The following is a 19,721-nucleotide window of genomic DNA, read 5'->3' as shown; positions in this document are numbered from 1 at the left end:
ATTTCTACCCTCATCATTTCTTCATACCCTAACTTTCTGATTTTCTTCCTTCCCATCTCCAGAACCATAAGCAAGAAAGGACTAATGCGAACAATGTTCCGCATACGGAAGCAATAATACCTTCCTGTAACCCTATTTCCACTGTCGATAAGTCAACTCCTGACGCTTTTATTGTCCATAATGAAACAAAGTGACCACCCCAACCATACGGTATAAATGACCAAACGCCATCACCTAATCCAGTTAGTAATAAGGCTACTAGTAGTGATCCCACAATCCCTAATCCGATTGAAGCACCTTTACCAAAATAAAGACTAACAAAAAAATGCAAAATATATAAAAATGCAAAGCTTACAAATAGAATACATCCAGCTATAAAATAAAATCGATAACCAAAAGTATCTTCATGCAAAAGCTCAATAAAACCAACACTAAAAATACCGAAAGACAGTAATATGGCTCCAAAACTAAATAATAATAACAGTAGCAACTTGCTTAAATAGGCTACTATTTTTGTTTTAGTAGTTGTTAGCATCCCCTGAAAATGTCCTGCAGTTGCTTCTTGCTCCGCTGCCATCGCACAAACTAACCCAATAATAATTGGAAACCCGCATGCTACTCCTTGGAGATAAGCCGTTACCCTATCATTGAAACCCCATGGTGAATAAGTATAGTATGCTAAAAATATCCCTGAAATAATGATAGGTACAATTAAATGTGTGAGTAAAAAAGGCGTTCTTTTTGTTTTAAGAAACTCTGCTCTAAGTAATCTTAACATTCCCATACGCTATTTCGCCTCCCTTTTTTGGAACCATCTTGCAGTAAGGAAGCTTATTAAAGCAAACCACACTAAGGCAATTAATATACCTGGAGCTATAACCCACGTGTTTAACAATGGACTTCCCTCAGGCACTGGCAGACCATTTGGTAAAATCTCTAGTGTTGGACAAATTAATCTTGCTGTAATGGCGTAAGGAACACTATACCAAAAATCCCCATTCGCAAATGCAATCATACCAGCAAAATTACCAACTATATTTATTAAAATAGCAATATAAGTTCCTAATTTTGCCGCAAGGAATAAACAAAGTGGAATTTGCCATAAAAACGTTACGAAAATTAATAAACTACCTGTAAGACTATTAATGAAAGAATAACTATTACCAAATAATATTCCACCAGCAGTAATACCAACAAAGAAAATAAGTGTAGTTAATAACAACCATCCACTACATGCAAGTATTTTACCAAACCAAATCTTCTTTAAGTCAATCGGCATTGCGAGAATACAATGGTATTTCAATTTGGCATCTTTTTCCACCACTAATGCACAACATACCGTCAGTGCTCCTGGTAAGAGCATTGTATACCACCAATTATAAGCACCCTTTTGAAAAAATGCCCCTCCCATTAATAATGCAGTTAGTAATAACGCCACAATGGGTGCCAGCCACACTAATTTAGGGATATAAGTCTTTTTCCATTTTAATCTTTCAGCCTTCATAATTGAAATCATGTTACATGCCTACCTTTCCATTAGCAGACACTACTTGCATAAATAATGATTCTAATTCCTGACCTTGTGGAGCAACTCCCTGATAGCCTAATTTCCCTCCTGCAATGATACCAATTTCATCAACAACCTGCTCTACCTCTGACAGGATGTGGCTAGATAAAATGACTGTAATCCCTTGCTCTGGAAAAGATCGGATTAGCTTTCGAAGCTCTTGAATACCGATTGGATCGAGACCATTTGTCGGCTCATCCAGAATTAAAAGCTTTGGATAGTTTAATAGCGCAATAGCTATTCCAAGACGCTGTTTCATCCCTAACGAAAACTGTCCTGCACGTTTTTTTCCTGTGTTAGTCAAGTCTACGATTCTTAATACTTCGTCAATACGTGACTGGGGCAACCCGAGAGCAATCGTTCGAACCTTTAGATTTTCTCTTGCCGTTAAATTTCCATAAAGTGATGGTGTTTCAATTAATACACCAATGTCTTTTAAATCATTGCGATTCCATTCACGTCCATTAAAAAGTATCTTTCCAGCATTCGGACGCAGCATACCCGTAATCATTTTTAACGTTGTCGATTTCCCTGCACCATTAGGACCGAGTAAACCGTAAACAGTATTGCGAGGTATCGTTAACGACAAGTCCTCCACAATTTTTTGTCCCTTAAAGCTTTTACTAAGATTTTCTGTTTGTAAAATAATATCTTCCATCTGATAATCATCTTCCTTTCGATGATTATAGTGTAGAAAATGATTATAAGGAATTTATAAGGATAGCGAAAATTTTTGTAGAACATCAATGATAGAGCCTCGGCAAAGCGAGGGGGGATTTCCATACGAAAACTTAGGATGAACAAAAAAATTCCTTATTGAGGCATGGATGAAGATATGCATGATTGTTTACTAATGCAGTCTATTTTAATTTTTAAATTTTAGTGAAGTACGATTAGCATTTATCAATATGAAGCTGAATGATATTTGGATTATGTGAGATTTCACAAAAAAAAACATTCCTGCTTGTTTTAGCATTGGACAAGCGGGAATGTTAATGGTGTTTCTTTTAACAAAGTTTCGACAAATTCACTGAGATAAACATTTAATGATAAAATTTCAATATACCACTATTTACTATCGATGAGGTTTAAATGCTTGTTCTTTTTTTCTGTATACTATCAATAAACCAATTAAACTTAATAATAAAAGTATCCAAGGAAAAGAACCTGCTCCCATTTGATTTAACATTAATCCACCTACAAATCCACCACCAGCTACGGAAAGGTTGAAAATCGTTACAAAAATAGATTGTGCAACATCTGCACCTTCTCCGGTAGCATCTGCCATGGCTGTTTGCAATAACGTTGGTGCTCCGCCAAAAGTTAGTCCCCAAGCAGCTATGGAAAGAAAAATGAACAGTGTCGTCCCATTTGCGATTCCTAACACCAAAGAACTAATTGCAAAAGCTCCCAGACTACTTATTGTCATCAAGCGTAAATGATGGTCAATATATATACCAATGATCCAAATGCCTACTATCGACGTAATACCAAAAGTAAATAAAGCAAAACCTACATGATTGGCAAGTCCGACATGAGTCATGTATGGAGCAATATAGGTGTAGAGAATATTATGACCCAAGATCCATACCAATAAAACACACAGTATTGGACGTACACCAGGCAATCTGAGAATCTCATAAATAGATTGACGCTGTCCGGTAGTTTGTCCAGGATAATCTGGTACTTTCGTATATATCCATATCATTAACAAAAGTGTCCCCCCGCTGATAATTAAAAAGATGGCTTGCCATTCCAGATAAATCCCTAACCAAGTTCCAGTTGGTACACCCAGTGACAATGCAAGCGGCTGCCCTGTTCCTGCGATGGCTAATGCACGACCTTGTAAAGGCGGTGCTACCATACGACGAGCATATCCTGCTACCAGTCCCCAGAGCAGTCCAGTAGCCATTCCTGCAATAAAACGTAATACCAAGGTAAGCACATAATACGGTGAAAGTGCTGTTAATGTATTCGCAAAAAACAAAATACATAGTGCCATTAACAACACCTTTTTCCGGTACCATCTTTGTGTTAATGCAACAAGAGGAATAGCTGCTACAACCGATCCAATTGCAAAAAGTGTGATAAACTGACCTGCCAATGCCTCTGAAATATCAAGGCCTTGACTGATTTGCGGAAGTAAGCCAGCAGGTATCGTTTCTGTCATAATAGCAAGAAAACTGGCAACTGATAGTGCAATGAGATTCCATATTGGGAGTTTTTCGGTGTGTAATGCTTCTTGATTGTCTAGTCTAATCGATTTATTCATCTTTTTTTCCCTGCTAACGTTGGCAAGTTGGAAAAGGACGCTAATTCATCAATGTTCTTTCCAACCGTACTCATCTGAATCCAGACTGTCCCTTTTGATAAACTTTCCTTTACAGATTGCATTACTTCTAATACCAAGGGACCATCTTTCAAAAGACTTATAATGATGTTTGTGCCCTGTACTTCTTCTAGTGGTGTATCAAATACAGTAACTCCAACAGATTGAAGCTTTTCTTCTTTCGAACTTGCCCGATTCCAACCACGCACTTTAAACTTTTGTTTTTGTAAATTTGCAGCCACAGGAGCACCTATAATTCCTGTACCAAGTACAGTAATTGTTTTTTCTTCTGATTTTATACCATTAATATGAGCCATTTATATACCTCCCGTAAATAAACTATTAACAAAACACAATCCTCGGTACTGCTTCAGCCCTTTTCATAGAAGTTTTGACTTTGTGTTCTAAAAATTAATGCATTTGTATCGATACGAATGTATCAGACTGTAGATAAACTCGAGAAAATTTGAAAGTTTGCCTATAGTCTTTGTATGAAGTAAAGCTGTTAATTTCCACTATGGACAAATGCTTTCCGTAGGCGGGATTGAGCTACTTCCCTCCACTTTTTTGCATAACAGTTACCGTGATTCTCGTAGTCGCATAATAGATTTTGCAAAACCATACGATGGTACACCGCGCTAAATATCCTCTTAAATACTTCTTTCCAAAACATTGAGTTTTTTCTTATTTTCATCAAATTCTTGAATGGCATTTTTATGTTGCATTAGAGCAGTCCGGTTTCTTCTTAGCGTTCACCAAAATAACTCCTAAAATAATTACCACCGCACCGATAATATGGTAATAATGGAACGACTCTCTTAAAAACAATACGCCAGAAAGAATTGTAATCAAAGTAGTAACATTGTTAAACACGCTCACTTGAATAACCGGTAATTTGGATACGGCGTAAATAGACAATAATGACGTACCAAGTGTAGATAGAACTCCTAAAAATAAAATCGATAATAAATAAGGCATCTCTTTTATGGAATCCACATATTCATTAACAGATCCACCGTTTATAAAGTACATAGCATTAAAGAATAAAAAGCCACTGAACATGATATATATCGTAATTTGGATTGGAGCCACTGTTTTTGTTGCGCTTCTAGACATCACTTGCCAAATGGCCATTGCCAAAATAGATAATATAATCAACAGGTTACCGATTAGATGAAATTCATATCCTCCCGAGTTATTCATCAGCTGTAAAAAAACGACTCCTGCAATGCTCAAAGATATTCCTATTCCTTGTATTCTTTGAATCTGTTCTTTCAAAAATAATCGTGCCAATAGAACCGTTATGGCAGGAGCAATAGCTTGGATGATCCCTGCTTCTGTTACAGTTGTCTGATCAAGTCCAAGTATCTGGCTGCTAAAAAACAGAATCGGATAAATCAGCGAAATAACCAACACCAACATAACTTCCTTCCGATTTAACCTTAAGTTAATCGGTCTTATGGCTAGTAATAGAAGCAATCCTAAAAAGGCAAATGTAAATCGTTGGGCTAATATTAGTAATTGTCCTTCATACGTTAAGGCAATTTTGATAAACATAAAGGAAAATCCAATAATAATGGAAAAAACAACGGCTGCCACTAATGCACTATTTTTTCTCACGATGATTTCCTCCCTCCTTCTTTTTTAGAATAAAGGAAGAATGTTGTATACATTGAATTTCTTTTTATCTCTGTATCGATACAGACAAGGCATAATGAAGCATAGCTAGAATAAATTCATGGTAATCTATTGTTATGGGAGGGATAGCATGCGGAAACATCAACTGATTGCAAATAGCATACTGCAAGATATTGAGCAGGGAAAATATAATGAGCGTCTCCCATCTGTAAGGAAAATGATGGATACTTTTGGAGTGAGTCAAGCCACGATAACACAGGCACTGCAACATTTGGTTGGAATGAATAGAATATACGCTAAGCCAAATGTAGGCTATTTTATTATTTCAAAAAAAGGAAAAGCTGCTTCTTTTAATGGAATATACGACTTTTCCACTGCCTCTACTTCCTGGACGGACTTTCCATTGGACAGTTATTCGCAATGTTTGGAAACAGCTATTCAAAATGGAAAATCAGAATTATTCACCTATGGAGCAACAACCGGTAATAAGGAACTGAAAAGCTTATTTCAAAAATTATTAGCAGAAGATCAGATTTTCTCTAAAAAAGAACAAATTATTATAACAAGCGGTATACAGCAAGCTTTGCATATTCTGGCTTTAATGATGATGACTAAGAAAGAATCCATTCTGATAGAGCAGCCAACCTATCATCAGATCATAAATCTGATTGAACGTCTTCATTTGGATTATATTACCTGCTACCGAGGTTTTGACAAGATAGATTTAAAAGAATTAGAAAAAATGATTAAAATCAAGCGTCCCAACTATGTCTATTTAATGCCACGACTTCATAATCCACTTGGTACAACCATGGATGAACAGGAAAAATGTATGCTTTTAGATTATGCGAAAAAGTACCATTTTTATATAATAGAAGATGATTATTTGGGTGATTTTGAGGGAAGCAATAGCTACAAAACACTTTATGAAATGGATACGAATCAGTGCGTAATTTATTTAAAGAGCTTTTCTAAAATAATGTTTCCTGGTCAGAGGTTAGGTATCACTGTTCTGCCCGAGGACATGATCGAGACCTTTCGAAGCTTTAAAGAGGTTATTGATATCCATACGAATTCATTAAGTCAAGTTATTATGCAGACGTTTATGGAAAGTGGATTATATGCACATCATAAGGATAAAATCGTGTTCAGACATCAACAGAAAGCAAACACTCTGCGTGAGGTACTAAGAACTTACTTTTCTGATTATCAATTTAATGATAATCATCAAATGCATACGGTAATCAAGCTACCGAAACAAATAAATATGAATAAACTTCACGAAGAATTAACCAAACGACAAGTTTTAGTAGATGATTACAAAAAAAATTATATAGCCGGATATAAACATAACCATAAATTTCTTAAGCTAAACACAACTAGTATCCCAGAAAATAAAATTGGCGAAGGGATTCATTTAATTCAGGAAGCTATAGAAATAAGTAAATTACTTTGATATTCCATGACTTTGTATCGTTACAAAGTCATTTTCATGATCACTATCAGCCTTACTTGCTATGCCATGCTCATGGTTCAACAGCGAATACCTGCTACATCGTTCCCTACGAATTACACAAAAAAAGCATTTGGAATGTCATCATTCCAAATGCTTTGATTTTATTATTTTTACATAAATTCTTTCACTAATTCATTAAAATCATTTTCGCTCATTTTAATATCAATATCCGTTAATGGTAGTTCTGAATAGCCAGGTACTTTTTCTTGATAGGAAGCTGTTTCAGTATCTTGATAAATAATACCTGTAACTAAACCTTCATGCTCCATTACTGTACGCATTGCCATACCACGGTCAGAATTGTCATAGCCTTCAATATCAGCAAGCTTCGTTAAGTTTTCTTTAAACCAATCGTACGTATTCACTTTGTTATACGTAACACAAGGTGAGAAGACGTTGATGAATGAGAAGCCTTTATGATTAATGCCCGCTTCAATTAAAGCTGTTAACTCTTTAATATCCGTTGAAAACCCTTGTGCGACAAAAGTAGCTCCGCTTGTTAAAGCTACTTCTAACGGTTTTAATGACGGCTCAATCGCACCACCTGGCGTAGATTTTGTAATAAATCCTGCAGCGGAACGTGGTGATGTTTGCCCCTTTGTTAAACCATAAATTTGGTTATCCATCACAACGTATGTGATGTCAATATTACGACGGATAGCATGAATGGTATGACCCATCCCAATCGCAAATCCATCTCCGTCACCACCAGAAGCAATAACGTTTAAATCACGGTTGGCCATTTTTAAGCCTTGTGCAATTGGTAATGCACGACCATGAATACCGTGGAAGCCATATGAATTAATGTAGCCTGAAATACGACCAGAACAGCCAATCCCAGAGATAACAGCTAATTCATTTGGTTCAATACCGACGTTTGCCGCGGCACGTTGAATCGCTGCCTGAACAGAGAAGTCGCCACAGCCTGGGCACCAGTTTGGTTTCACTGTATTACGAAAATCCTTAAATGTTGCCATTAGCGAGTCAACTCCTTCACACGATTTTCTAATTCACCTGGCAAGAATGGTGTACCATCATATTTTGTAATAGTCTCGATTTTATCGTGACCACCAACATTCATCTTCATAATATTTGCTAATTGACCTGTGTAGTTATTTTCTACAACAATTACTTTTTTCGCTTTTGCTACAAGTGGTGCCACCTCAGCAGATGGGAATGGGTGAATTAAACGAATATGTGCATGGTTCACCTTCATACCTTGAGCATTTAAGCGTTCTTGTACTTCTTCAATAGCTCCACGTGTTGAGTTAAAGCCTACTAATAAAATATCAGCTTCTTCGTGTGGCGCATTTGAATGTACTGGACGATCAAATTTCAATGCTGCTAGCTTTCGGAAACGTTTATCCATTTGTACTTGACGGTTACCAGATGCTTCAGACGGTTTACCTGTTTCATCGTGTTCAACCCCTGTTACATGGTGAATACCATTCATCGTACCAGGTAGCACACGCGGTGAAATACCATCTTCTGTATCTTCATAACGTTTGAAGTATGCTTTATCGGCTGCTTCTTCAATGTCGCCTGTAACAATTTTCCCGCGACGAATTTCAATTTTATTGTAATCGAATGGCTCTACAGATTGTTTACCTAGAGATAATTGCAAGTCTGTCATTAAAATAACTGGTAATTGTAATTCCTCTGCAATGTTAAATGCTTGGATTGTGTCAAAGAATGCTTCTTCCATTGTAGATGGTGCAATTACTACTTTTGGAATTTCACCATGCGTACCATATAACATCGCCATTAAATCTGATTGCTCTTGTTTTGTTGGTAATCCTGTTGATGGACCACCACGTTGTGTATCAACAACAACTAGTGGCTGCTCTGTCATACCTGAAAGACCAAGTGCTTCCATCATTAATGAAAGACCAGGGCCGGCAGAAGCTGTAAAAGCACGAACACCACCAAAGTTTGCACCAATTGCCATTGTCGCTGCAGCAATTTCGTCTTCTGTTTGAATAACCGCACCACCGAATTTCGGTAATTTTTTAATAAGATATTCCATAATCTCAGAAGCTGGTGTAATTGGGTAGGCTGCCATAAAGCGTGTCCCAGCTGCAAGTGCACCAAGTGCAACTGCATCGTTTCCAATCATGAACATACGGCGTTTACCATCTGCTGGTGCTAAAGCCCAGTCACCTACACGTTCTCCTAACAGCTCATTCATTAATTCATGACCACGTGCAATGGCCTCCATGTTTTTCTGAACAACTTCTTCACCTTTTTTACCAAAAATATCATCTACAACATTTTGGAACACTTCGTCCTCAAGGTTTAGCAATGAAGCTGTTGCCCCGATCGCCACCATATTTTTCATCAACGAAGTACCAAGCTCTGCCGCTACCTCTGTAAAAGGTACTACAAATAATGGTGCTTTTGAATCTTCTGGCTTCACTGGAGTAAATTTTGAATCCGCCAAAATAACGCCTGTTTCTGTTAATTCTTTATAATTGACGTCGATTGTTTCTTGGTCGAACGCTACTAAAATATCTAAATCATCCGCAATTGAACGTACTTCTGTTGGACGAACTGTAATTTTATTATTCGTATGGCCACCTTTAATTCGAGAAGAGAAATGACGATAACCGTATAGGAAGTAGCCTAAACGATTCATTGCCGTTGAAAAAATTTCGCCTGTACTTTCAATCCCTTCACCCTGTTGCCCACCGACTTTCCATGAAAGCTGATGTAACATGTCAACAACTCCTTAGATCCATTGTATATACTATTATTTTTCCTTCATAAGTTTAACACGAAGAAACGGTCTACACTATTGTTATTCCTCGATTTAAACGAAAATCAGACCTTTGACTGAAAATGGTGTTCATAAAGTTGTAATTTTCAAATCAACTAAGTTTAAAAAATGTATTTGCCGATTTCAAGTGACATTTAACATATTTATATGTAGAGCATGTAGGATTCGCTTCCTCAAATTCCGATTGTCAATATAAACGAAAAAAATGCCTTGCAGCTTATTATGTGCAAGACATTTTACTTCATTACTTTTTTATCGAATACGTTTTTCCACAAGAAGCTTTAAAGCTGTACGTTCCTCACCAGCAATTAAAATATCGGCAAACGCCGGTGCGCAAATTAAATCTGTGCCACTTGGCGCTACAAATCCGCGTGCAATGGCCACTGCTTTCACGGCTTGGTTAAGTGCACCTGCCCCAACTGCCTGCATTTCTGCTTGCCCTTTTTCTCTGATTACCGCGACTAATGCACCTGCAACTGAATTTGGATTAGAGCGTGATGATACTTTTAATGAATCCACAATTATTCCTCCCCGTTTCGCGAATAGTGTTTACGCTCAACAACTCATGTCCCCCTTTTTTTTGGACCTTAAGTTATTGTCGATAGGTCATTTTATGCTCGGTAAGAAGAAAATAGACTATTTTCATTCCTTATATATCAAAACAATCTAAAAAGACTGATATTTAAAGTTAGAAGATTACTTTGTCATTGAAATAAATACGCCATTATAAATAACTTAGGGCTCCTTTGCAAAACGTGGGATGATTTCCGTTCCAGGCTACTCGCTTTCCTGTGGGCGAGCGCCGAGTCGCTTCCTTCGCTAAAGGAACGAAGGCTAAGTGCGTCACATCCTGTGACAATGCCTTCGTGACCAACATCGTGTTGGCCTCAGGGTCTCGCCTGTCTCGCTTTCCCACGGGAGTCGAGTAGCCTTCCACTCCAATCAGCGATAGTGTAGAGCTTTTATAAGTTTTCATCATTTCAAAAGTGAACACTATTGCTACTTATTATAATCGAAAAGAAAAGACTTATAATAGTGACACAATTGTACACCTGTTATTTCTGAACTTTTGCACAGACAAACCCCTTTGTTGAAGTTTCGTTTTATCACTATAAATTTTGAGTGACATGCCAGAGGTACAAACTTGTGAAATGGTTGATTGGAGAGGAGGCTGGGCGACTCCTTGGGGATAGCGATAGAGGAACGCTAGTGAAGCGGCTCATCGGACGCCCCAAGGAAGCTTTGCTCTGTGCGAAAGCGAAGCGTCAGCAACAAAGCGCCCAGTCGGAGTGGAAATCAAACCCTCGTTTTGCTGAAGTGTCATTTTTTATTATGACACTTTAATTGAATAACAAATTTTCAAAACAAAAAACTATTGTGCATTTTTAATACACAATAGTTTCTATTCTTATGCTTGAAACGGATAATCTTCGTTTATATAAATTCGCTCACAATGTAGAGCTTTTCCTGTCTTGTCATCAATTTCAACAAAGAAACCACTTAACACATCGCGTCCTTTTTTAGGCACTTCGAAACGAGATGGCATATTTGTTTGGAATCTATAAATGACACTTTCCTTCGTCATCCCTAAAATTTCATCGTATGGACCTGTCATACCAACGTCCGTAATATAGGCTGTCCCATTTGGATAAATACGTGCATCCGCTGTTTGCACATGTGTATGTGTACCAACGACTGCTGATGCCTTCCCATCTAAATGCCAGCCAAGTGCAATTTTCTCGCTTGTTGCTTCCGCGTGGAAATCAACGAACACAAGCGGTGACGTTTTACGAGCTTCTTCGACTAATTCATCTGCCATCGCAAAAGGATCCTCATGGGGAGGTAAAAAGACACGACCATGTAAATTAATGACCGATAATGTGACACCATTTTTCGAAATTTGCACCATTCCCTTACCTGGCGCCTCACTCGAAAAGTTCGCTGGACGGATTAAATAATCCGCATCGTCAATAAAATCAAAAATATCTTTATTATCCCAAGTGTGATTACCCATCGTAATAACATCCACACCCATTTGTAGTAAATCATTATAAATATTTCGTGTTATACCACGTCCTGCTGCTGCATTTTCACCATTGGCAATAACAACGTCTGTGTTATATTTTCTCTTTAAGCGTGGTAAATATTTTTCCACTGCATCGCGGCCAATCGAACCGACGATATCTCCAATAAATAGTACTTTCATTTGACAAGACCACTCTTTCTTTAATTAGCACCTTTTAGTTTACCATCTACTCCTAGTAAATCGCAAAATAAAACGCAAACCCATCCTAGATTTGCGACTAAGAAAGTTTATTTAATTTCAATTATCTGTATATTGATAATAATATTGGCTTTTCGGCATGCTATATTTATTTAATACAACACCAATAATGTTGGCTTTCGAAGCAGCTAAGAGTGTTTTCGCTTTTCTTACATCCTCTTTTTCTACATTACCCGCACCGACAATTAACATCGAACCATCACATTTATTCGATACAATTTGAGCATCAGCTACAGGTAATAGCGGGGGGGTATCGAAAATGATAAGATCAAATTTATGACTTACCTCTTCTAAAAATCTATCCATAGTAGGGGATAACAGTAATTCCGCTGGATTCGTTGGAATTGGTCCACTTGTAATAATAAACAACCCTTCCACAGATGTGTCCTGTAATACTTCATCATACTGACATTTTCTTTCTAATATTGATGATAACCCAAATAAATTGATAATATTAAATATATTATGCAACGTTGGTTTACGCATATCAGCATCTACGAGCAATACCCGTTTTCCTTCTTGTGCAAAAACAACACCAAGATTGGCAGCATTTGTTGATTTTCCTTCACCTGGTATAGTAGACGTAACTAATATTGTTTTAAGACCTTGCGTTGGCATAGCAAACTTAATATTCGTACGAATTGTCTTAAATTGCTCAGAAATCATTGATTTTGCATCCAAAGCTGTAAGAAGTTGTCGTGGTTTTGTTAACAGCTTCTGGTTCTTTTTCTTTTTAGAATGAAACATTTCTATGCCCTCCTAGCTTTACGGGATTTATAATTTTTTTCGGTAGGAAAAACACCAACCAACCCGATAACAGGCAATGCTAATTCTTCAATATCCGACTCCGTCTTTATTGTTGTATCTAAAAACTCCAACAATAGAGCGAACCCTACACTAATTACAAATCCAATGACGGCGCCCATAACAATATTAAGTAATTTATTTGGTTTCACAGGACTTGAATCTTTACTTATTTTTGCCTCTGATAAAATATTTATATTATCAACACTCATTAGTTTCGGTATTTCTTCTTTAAATACTGTCGCAACTGTATTTGAGATGGTAACTGCTTTTTCTGAATCTGTATCTAAAACTTTAATAGTAACCACTTTGGAGTTACTTTCACTAGAAACGATTATTTGCTCTGCCAACTTTTCCGTTGTAATGTTTAGATCAAGCTTATCAATAACTTTGTTTAAAATAGCCGGACTCTTAATGATGACATTATACGTATTGATTAATTGTAAATCCGTTTCTAGCTGTTGTGCCCTTGCATACGCTTCTTGATCATTTACTTTTTGATTCACTAAAAATTGCGTTTGTGCTTGATAGATAGGCGTAATTACAAAGTAACTTAGAGCCGCCGTAATGCCAATCGCAACAATAGTAAGACTTAGAATAAGGTATATACGTTTACGCAGTATTTTAAATATTTTTTTTAAGTCCATTACTTCTTCCACCTAATTTCCCTCCCTCGTCAAACCATTGTCGATCAATCAACTAAACGATTATGTTTAACTTTCTTATTGTTCGGCACTTTAATAGTTGGATTTCCTTCGATTCTTCACCAAACATCTATTGGATCGTTTATCCAGAAGCTTCTCTTCAGGGCTTTCAGCTTGTATGACTGACGTTACACATAGTCATAGAAAAACATGACTACTTTCCCGCTGGAAGTTTTGCTCTGTACAAAAGAAGTAGCTACACTCGCGATTCTTCGCTCCAAGTGTACTGTTTCTATGTTATTAATTTCAAAAATTCCCATTAAAGCATATTCAATTATAATTTCAATAGCTTATTCATTGTTGATGGAACTATTAAACGTTTGTAATAGTTCTAACGTCTTTTGTTTATACGTTTCTACACCTGGCTGATCAAACGGATTTACTCCTAGTAAACTTGCACTCATTGCACATGCCTTCATAAAGAAATAGATTAAATAACCTATGTGATAGGCATCCAGTTTTGGGAGCATCAATTGAATGACAGGTACACCACCCTCTGCATGAGCAAGTGCTGTTCCATTCATGGAATGCCCATTAATTTCATTGAATGTTCGTTTCGATAAATAATTCAAACCATCCTCATCGCGCACATCATATGGCACTTTAAAATCATTATCTATTTCCTTAAAATGCAGTAATGTTTCAAATAAAATCGGACTTCCTTCTTGAATAAACTGACCTATAGCATGTAAATCAGTCGAATAATTAACTGTCGCAGGAAATAGACCTTTTCGCTGTTTCCCTTCACTTTCACCAAACAACTGCATCCACCATTCATGGAACTTACATAATGCAGGTTCAAATGAAGCGAGCAACTCCACTTTATACCCTCGTTCAAACATCAAATGCCGCAACACCGCATATTGATAGGCTTCATTACGCTCTAGTGCTGTATCTTGCAATGTTAACGCAGCATCCCTAGCACCTGCCATAAGCATCCGAATATCAACACCTGCAACCGCTGCTGGTAACAGCCCTACAGAAGTTAACACCGAATAGCGACCACCAATATCGGATGGAATGGTAAATTGTCTATAACCAGCACGATCTGCTATCTGCTTCAAACGGCCGTTTTCCGCATCTGTCGTCACAATAATTCTGTCAACAGCCTCTTCCCCGTAACGTTTTTCCATAAACTGTCGCAACACACGAAAGGCGAGTGCTGGTTCCATCGTTTCCCCAGACTTCGAAATGACGTTCACATACACACTTTTATTCGCTAAAAATTGAAGCAAACTATTAATATAGGAACCACTCATATTTTGTCCAACATACAACACTTCAATCCCTTCAGTAGAACGAGTAAAATAAGGTGACAACGCATCTTGGATGGCACGTGCCCCTAAAAATGATCCCCCCACACCAATAACAACAAGTACATCTGCATACGCATGAATTTCTCGCTTAGTATCTTCAATACGCCGCAATAAAGCGCGCTGATTTTCAAGAGGCACTTGTAACCAACCCGTTAACAGCTCGCTACTCTCTGCTAAATGACGGTGAATCCACTCTACCTCCGCCTCATATATTGACCAATCTTGCTTAGTGATTTCAAAATTGAAAATGCTCATTTGAATAGTACGAATCGTCAAATCATCTCTTCCAATCCTATAATTTGGAATTCCTACTGGTGACACTCCCTAAGTTGCTTTACTTTATTTAACAGTAAATTAGTAACCGCTTCATGTAACTCATCACGATCCAACGCAAAATCAATAATGGTATTAATAAAGCCAATATGCTCTCCAACATCATAGCGGTTTCCTTCTATTTCAAATGCAAATACTCGCTGACAACAATTTAACGCTTCAATCGCATCTGTTAATTGAATTTCACCGCCCTTACCTTTTTTTTGTTCATCTAAAAAGGTGAAAATTTCAGGAGTTAAAATATACCTTCCTATGATTGCAAAATTTGAGGGGGCATCTCTAAAAGCAGGCTTCTCGATAAATTCCCTTACTTCCATTAAACGGTTTTCCATTGAAATCGGGTCAATGATTCCATAACGATGAACATCAACATCTGGAACCTTTTGCACTCCTATAACACTCGAATACGTTTGATCATATTGCTCGATTAATTGTTTCAGACATGGAATGTCATTTTTCACAATATCATCACCTAAAAGGACCGCAAAAGGCTCATTCCCAATAAACTTACGTGCACACCATATCGCATGACCAAGGCCAAGAGGTTCCTTCTGACGAATATAGTGTATATCTACTTTAGAAGGGGCCTTTACTTTCTCAAGCATATCGAACTTCTCTTTTTCTAGTAAATTTGCCTCGAGCTCAAACGCATTATCAAAATGATCCTCAATTGCTCTTTTATTTTTACCTGTAACAATAATGATATCCTCAATACCTGAAGCAACTGCCTCTTCAACGATATATTGAATAGTCGGTTTATCGACAATCGGTAACATTTCCTTCGGCATTGCCTTAGTAGCTGGCAAAAAACGCGTGCCCAATCCTGCAGCAGGTATAATAGCTTTACGTATTTGTTTCATGCAATCTCCCCTCATGTAAGGCTGTCCTCTTCTACGGCATGTGTGTTTATTTATTAATTAGCGGGTTTATTTTACTTTTCAATATATTAATAACGATTGCTTTTTATTCAAAATTGTCATTTTTTCCAATAGGATAGTTAGTAATTATAAGAATGCTACCTTTTGCAGTAGATATTATAGAAGATTTTTTCGTTCTCATTCCTACAGGCCGTTCAAGACGTTGCCATTCGCCATTTCATCTATATTTTTATTTGAGAATCTTTAACTCCATCTATTTCAATTGCTTTCATTCTACTGGATAATTGTCCCCATAGAAAAAACGCCTCCACGTTGATTTGATAAAGTACACTACAACGAAAGGTGTTTTTCTATGTCTTCACTATGCTTAACCTGTCAATCTAGTTGAAACGTATTTTATCGAAATATTAAGCAAGAAAATACACATCCGGTAGACAGATTGAACCGTTGTCATACCAAGGTGATTTTTATAAATTTTCCAGTTCCACGTTAAACCTTTGACTTTATTTCTACTTAAGGAACCTGGTGTAATTCGATAATAGGCTAGTACTTCATTCATTCCGTAAGCCTTGATCTCATTATTTTTTAATATATCTAGCCAAAGGGCATAATCTTCATGCTTAGTCTTCTTAAAGAGTGGTTTAGCAATTTTACGTGTATCTAATACAACTGTTAAACATCCAATGTAATTAGCACGCAATAATTTTTTATAATCCACTGGTTCTTTGCATATCTTAACGATTTTCCGTGTTCTTTTATTACTTTCTGTTATTTCTTGATATTGTGTATAGGAAAATGCGACATCATGTTCTAGCATGAAGTCGAGTTGTTTGGTTAATTTTTCAGGATGCCACAAATCATCACTATCAAGAAAAGCTAAAAATTGTCCTTTTGCTTTTTCAATTCCAGCATTTCTAGCATTCGCAACACCACCGTTTTGTGTCAAATTAATAATCTTTATTCGACTATCCTTATATCCTAGTAGTATTTGATGACTATTATCTGTAGACCTGTCATTTATAATTATCAATTCCCAATTTTTGTACGTTTGATTTAGAACAGATTCAATAGATTGGCCAACATACTTTTCCGCATTGTAAACAGGCATAATAATTGATACTAGAAAGTTATTTTTATGCAATACACCATCCTATTTCATCATATTTTTAAAGGTATAGGCGAGTATCAAATTAAATTTTAATGTATAACAAACTGCATATATTTTGACAAATAAAGGTGTTAATAATTTTGTTCGATTACTCTGACAGTATGCTATTACTTCTTTATCGGTCTTCAAATTAGTCATGATTTGCATGATATCCCTATTCTGCGTTTTATCAATAGCCGCTGTTATTTGCGAAATGCTTGCACCCGATTTGACGTAGTTTTTTAGTGAACTATTAAACAAATGAAATACTAAAATAGAATATATACTTGTCATATTCGAATTATTCCTTTTCAAATAATCAATGTACTTTTCTGCCAAATTTAGGTACTGCTCGATAATTTCAGGTTTAGGTTGCCGCATGAGCGATCCATTTCGTTGTAAATAATAATAAAAAGATGAATTGGTACTTATTATTGTCTTTATATGCACTAAGTAATATAGATTAAATAGCTTATCTTCTGAGAATACTTCACTATTAGGCTCAAATCGTATATGATATTTTTTAATAATCACATTTTTATACAATTTATTACAAACTTCATCCCCATGTTTGTAGTTAAAAAAATATTCATATAAGTATCCTTTTAATCCTAATTTCCCAATATCGATCTGCTCTTGCTTCATTTTTAAAAAATTCTTCTCTATTTTATCTTCGTACACTTTCGTATAATCACATACTACTAATTCCGCTTCGTGCTGTTCCATTTCATGTACCATAGATTTAATCATATCCAACTCTATCCAATCATCGGCATCCACGAATAGTATGTATGCTCCACTGGCCTTATCTAATGCAGCATTTCTAGCAGAAGACAACCCCCTGTTCGGCTTATGAATTACTTTAATCCGTGAATCTTGGACAGCTAATTCATCCACCATCTTTCCACACTTATCTGTAGAACCATCATTGACTAAAAATATTTCTAGATTTGTATACGTTTGATTTTGAACTGATTGTACACATTTTTGTAAGTATTGTTCTACATTAAAAATTGGAATAATGACACTAACTAACTTCATAGTTTCCCCCAATTTTCATTTATTATGTTATTTTCATTCTAACCTCATCCGTTCACGGTACAGATATTCTTTTTCTGTCATACTGTATCGCCAAATAAGTGCTAGAAATAAAAATAAATATTCACTCGCAATTAGTGAAAGGAACATTAAAGAAATTGATATTGAAACATAAGTCCCCAGGAGAAAAGCCTTTGATTTATCCTTCGATACAATTGACATTATTTTTAAAAATAACAATGCCCAAAATATAAAGAATAATACCGATCCAATTACACCCGACTCGACTAATATTTCTAAAAAAGTATTGTGCATATAAATTCCCTCACCAAAAAAATCTGCACTATAATCCCTAAAATTATATAAACCTATTCCTTGTATAGGATTGTTTAAAAAGAGCGACAGACCATTATTCCATATTTCAATTCTGCCACTACCACCATCCTTACCAACAGATTCCATTCTTTTTATGAAAATCTGATAAATATCGATTTGCATAACTTTTAATACGGTAAAGTAACTTATCCATGTAATTATAGGTACGGCAAAAAAAATTTTTACTGTTGTTTTTACACTAAAAAAAGCAATAGTTATAACAATCCCTACTAAAGTTGCTAATAGGCCCCCCCTTGAAAAAGTTAGTATCGTTGTTATTAAAGCTAAAACAAATCCAATCTTGCCTTTTTTGTCTTTCATATTTGCTAGGAAAAAGAACAAGAAGATCGTGTTGGAAACGACAAATATATTAGGGTCTGATAATATTCCGATTAACCGAGGCATATTTCTATCTAGCATTAAGCCATAAAATCTAATGCCGTTCCCATAAAAATTAAATTGATTAGAAATTAAACCAAATAGATAAAACAATAATGAAATTCCGTTATATAATATCCCTACTGTCCCAATTATTCGCTCAAATTCTTTTAATGTAATATTAGAAAATAGAAATTTATATATAAAGTAAGAAAAAAGGCCGATTAAAATAGCAATAGTCAAACGAATGCTTGCCATCGGATATGTAGAAAAGACACCAGTAAGGCAGTAGAAAACATAGAAGAAAATCATAAAAGTTTCATGACTTTGAGGCTTATGAAAAACAAATTTACTAAGGGTAAGCATAAAAATTACTACCATTAACACCATATGTGGTTTTAACGCAAAACCAAAGTTTACATTCAGGTTACCTAAAAAAACACTGAATACTAAAATAAATATTAGAAAATAATTATTTGAAAGTCTTTTTTTTTCGTAAATCATTTTTCTCGCCCCTTACTACCCCTCTTTAAGACAAACTAGGTCAAGAATCTGCCACCATTTCTTTATAGAAAATACAAAAGAAATGACTGTATTTTTTTACTATCACCTTTTAAGCAGTATAATAGTTCTAATAG

Annotated in this window: 19 protein-coding genes; 2 read left to right on the top strand and 17 right to left on the bottom strand. The window is 36.1% G+C overall.

What is annotated here, in order from left to right; translation table 11 throughout:
- Positions 1 to 28: 28 nt before the first annotated feature.
- From PVA17_RS16780 to PVA17_RS16755, 6 genes are all read right to left on the bottom strand, one after another.
- On the bottom strand, positions 29 to 784 hold the full coding sequence (locus PVA17_RS16780) for a lantibiotic immunity ABC transporter MutG family permease subunit (protein WP_274068341.1): 756 nt from the start codon (positions 782 to 784) through the stop codon (positions 29 to 31).
- A 3-nt stretch (positions 785 to 787) separates the two neighbouring features.
- Positions 788 to 1,516 carry a lantibiotic immunity ABC transporter MutE/EpiE family permease subunit gene (locus PVA17_RS16775; protein ID WP_274068340.1) on the bottom strand — a complete coding sequence of 243 codons (729 nt, stop codon included), beginning with the start codon at positions 1,514 to 1,516 and terminating at the stop codon, positions 788 to 790.
- Position 1,517: 1 nt separating this feature from the next.
- Positions 1,518 to 2,225: a lantibiotic protection ABC transporter ATP-binding protein gene (locus PVA17_RS16770; protein WP_132357347.1), complete on the bottom strand. Its 708-nt coding sequence runs from the start codon at positions 2,223 to 2,225 to the stop codon at positions 1,518 to 1,520.
- Positions 2,226 to 2,642: 417 nt separating this feature from the next.
- A complete protein-coding gene (locus PVA17_RS16765) occupies positions 2,643 to 3,839 on the bottom strand; it encodes an MFS transporter (RefSeq protein ID WP_274068339.1) in 1,197 nt (398 codons plus the stop codon).
- Positions 3,836 to 4,213, bottom strand: coding sequence for an NAD(P)-binding domain-containing protein (locus PVA17_RS16760; RefSeq protein WP_274068338.1), 378 nt, complete (start codon positions 4,211 to 4,213; stop codon positions 3,836 to 3,838). The genes PVA17_RS16765 and PVA17_RS16760 overlap by 4 nt, the downstream gene beginning before the upstream one ends.
- 397 nt (positions 4,214 to 4,610) lie before the next feature.
- Positions 4,611 to 5,516, bottom strand: coding sequence for a DMT family transporter (locus tag PVA17_RS16755; protein ID WP_274068337.1), 906 nt, complete (start codon positions 5,514 to 5,516; stop codon positions 4,611 to 4,613).
- A gap of 148 nt (positions 5,517 to 5,664) precedes the next feature.
- Here PVA17_RS16755 and PVA17_RS16750 point away from each other — a divergent pair, with 148 nt between their 5' ends.
- Positions 5,665 to 6,990 carry an aminotransferase-like domain-containing protein gene (locus tag PVA17_RS16750; protein ID WP_274068336.1) on the top strand — a complete coding sequence of 442 codons (1,326 nt, stop codon included), beginning with the start codon at positions 5,665 to 5,667 and terminating at the stop codon, positions 6,988 to 6,990.
- Between the two features lie 170 nt (positions 6,991 to 7,160).
- Here PVA17_RS16750 and PVA17_RS16745 read toward each other — a convergent pair whose 3' ends face one another.
- The 3 genes from PVA17_RS16745 to PVA17_RS16735 all read right to left on the bottom strand — a co-directional run bounded on the left by PVA17_RS16745 (position 7,161) and on the right by PVA17_RS16735 (position 10,345).
- Positions 7,161 to 8,027 carry a 2-oxoacid:ferredoxin oxidoreductase subunit beta gene (locus PVA17_RS16745; protein ID WP_132357351.1) on the bottom strand — a complete coding sequence of 289 codons (867 nt, stop codon included), beginning with the start codon at positions 8,025 to 8,027 and terminating at the stop codon, positions 7,161 to 7,163.
- Complete coding sequence (locus PVA17_RS16740; RefSeq protein ID WP_274068335.1) at positions 8,027 to 9,766, bottom strand: 2-oxoacid:acceptor oxidoreductase subunit alpha; 1,740 nt, start codon at positions 9,764 to 9,766, stop codon at positions 8,027 to 8,029. The genes PVA17_RS16745 and PVA17_RS16740 overlap by 1 nt, the downstream gene beginning before the upstream one ends.
- Positions 9,767 to 10,078: 312 nt before the next feature.
- The gene (locus PVA17_RS16735) at positions 10,079 to 10,345 is read right to left on the bottom strand and encodes a stage V sporulation protein S (RefSeq protein ID WP_004224903.1); all 267 of its coding nucleotides are present in this window, start codon (positions 10,343 to 10,345) and stop codon (positions 10,079 to 10,081) included.
- Positions 10,346 to 10,972: 627 nt separating this feature from the next.
- Here PVA17_RS16735 and PVA17_RS16730 point away from each other — a divergent pair.
- Complete coding sequence (locus PVA17_RS16730) at positions 10,973 to 11,170, top strand: hypothetical protein (RefSeq protein ID WP_274068334.1); 198 nt, start codon at positions 10,973 to 10,975, stop codon at positions 11,168 to 11,170.
- A 64-nt stretch (positions 11,171 to 11,234) separates the two neighbouring features.
- Here PVA17_RS16730 and PVA17_RS16725 read toward each other — a convergent pair whose 3' ends face one another.
- The 8 genes from PVA17_RS16725 to PVA17_RS16690 form a co-directional block, all read right to left on the bottom strand.
- Positions 11,235 to 12,032: a TIGR00282 family metallophosphoesterase gene (locus tag PVA17_RS16725; protein WP_132357353.1), complete on the bottom strand. Its 798-nt coding sequence runs from the start codon at positions 12,030 to 12,032 to the stop codon at positions 11,235 to 11,237.
- 117 nt (positions 12,033 to 12,149) lie between these two features.
- On the bottom strand, positions 12,150 to 12,857 hold the full coding sequence (locus tag PVA17_RS16720) for a CpsD/CapB family tyrosine-protein kinase (protein WP_132357354.1): 708 nt from the start codon (positions 12,855 to 12,857) through the stop codon (positions 12,150 to 12,152).
- Between the two features lie 2 nt (positions 12,858 to 12,859).
- Positions 12,860 to 13,573, bottom strand: coding sequence for a YveK family protein (locus PVA17_RS16715; RefSeq protein ID WP_132357355.1), 714 nt, complete (start codon positions 13,571 to 13,573; stop codon positions 12,860 to 12,862).
- 335 nt (positions 13,574 to 13,908) lie between these two features.
- The gene (locus PVA17_RS16710; RefSeq protein WP_274068333.1) at positions 13,909 to 15,210 is read right to left on the bottom strand and encodes a glucose-6-phosphate isomerase; all 1,302 of its coding nucleotides are present in this window, start codon (positions 15,208 to 15,210) and stop codon (positions 13,909 to 13,911) included.
- Between the two features lie 32 nt (positions 15,211 to 15,242).
- Positions 15,243 to 16,127 carry a UTP--glucose-1-phosphate uridylyltransferase GalU gene (galU, locus tag PVA17_RS16705; RefSeq protein WP_132357356.1) on the bottom strand — a complete coding sequence of 295 codons (885 nt, stop codon included), beginning with the start codon at positions 16,125 to 16,127 and terminating at the stop codon, positions 15,243 to 15,245.
- A gap of 385 nt (positions 16,128 to 16,512) precedes the next feature.
- Positions 16,513 to 17,286 (bottom strand): glycosyltransferase family 2 protein, encoded by a 774-nt coding sequence (locus PVA17_RS16700; RefSeq protein WP_274068332.1) that lies wholly within the window; start codon positions 17,284 to 17,286, stop codon positions 16,513 to 16,515.
- Between the two features lie 9 nt (positions 17,287 to 17,295).
- A complete protein-coding gene (locus tag PVA17_RS16695) occupies positions 17,296 to 18,333 on the bottom strand; it encodes a glycosyltransferase family 2 protein (RefSeq protein WP_274068331.1) in 1,038 nt (345 codons plus the stop codon).
- 33 nt (positions 18,334 to 18,366) lie between these two features.
- Entirely contained in the window at positions 18,367 to 19,587 is a 1,221-nt protein-coding gene (locus PVA17_RS16690) for an O-antigen ligase family protein (RefSeq protein ID WP_274068330.1), read from the bottom strand.
- Positions 19,588 to 19,721 lie beyond the last annotated feature (134 nt).

Source organism: Lysinibacillus sp. CNPSo 3705 (assembly GCF_028674935.1).
Classification (GTDB): Bacteria; Bacillota; Bacilli; order Bacillales_A; family Planococcaceae; genus Lysinibacillus.
The sequence above is the reverse complement of the archived record's forward strand: the minus strand, read 5'-3'. Positions and strand labels throughout refer to the sequence as shown.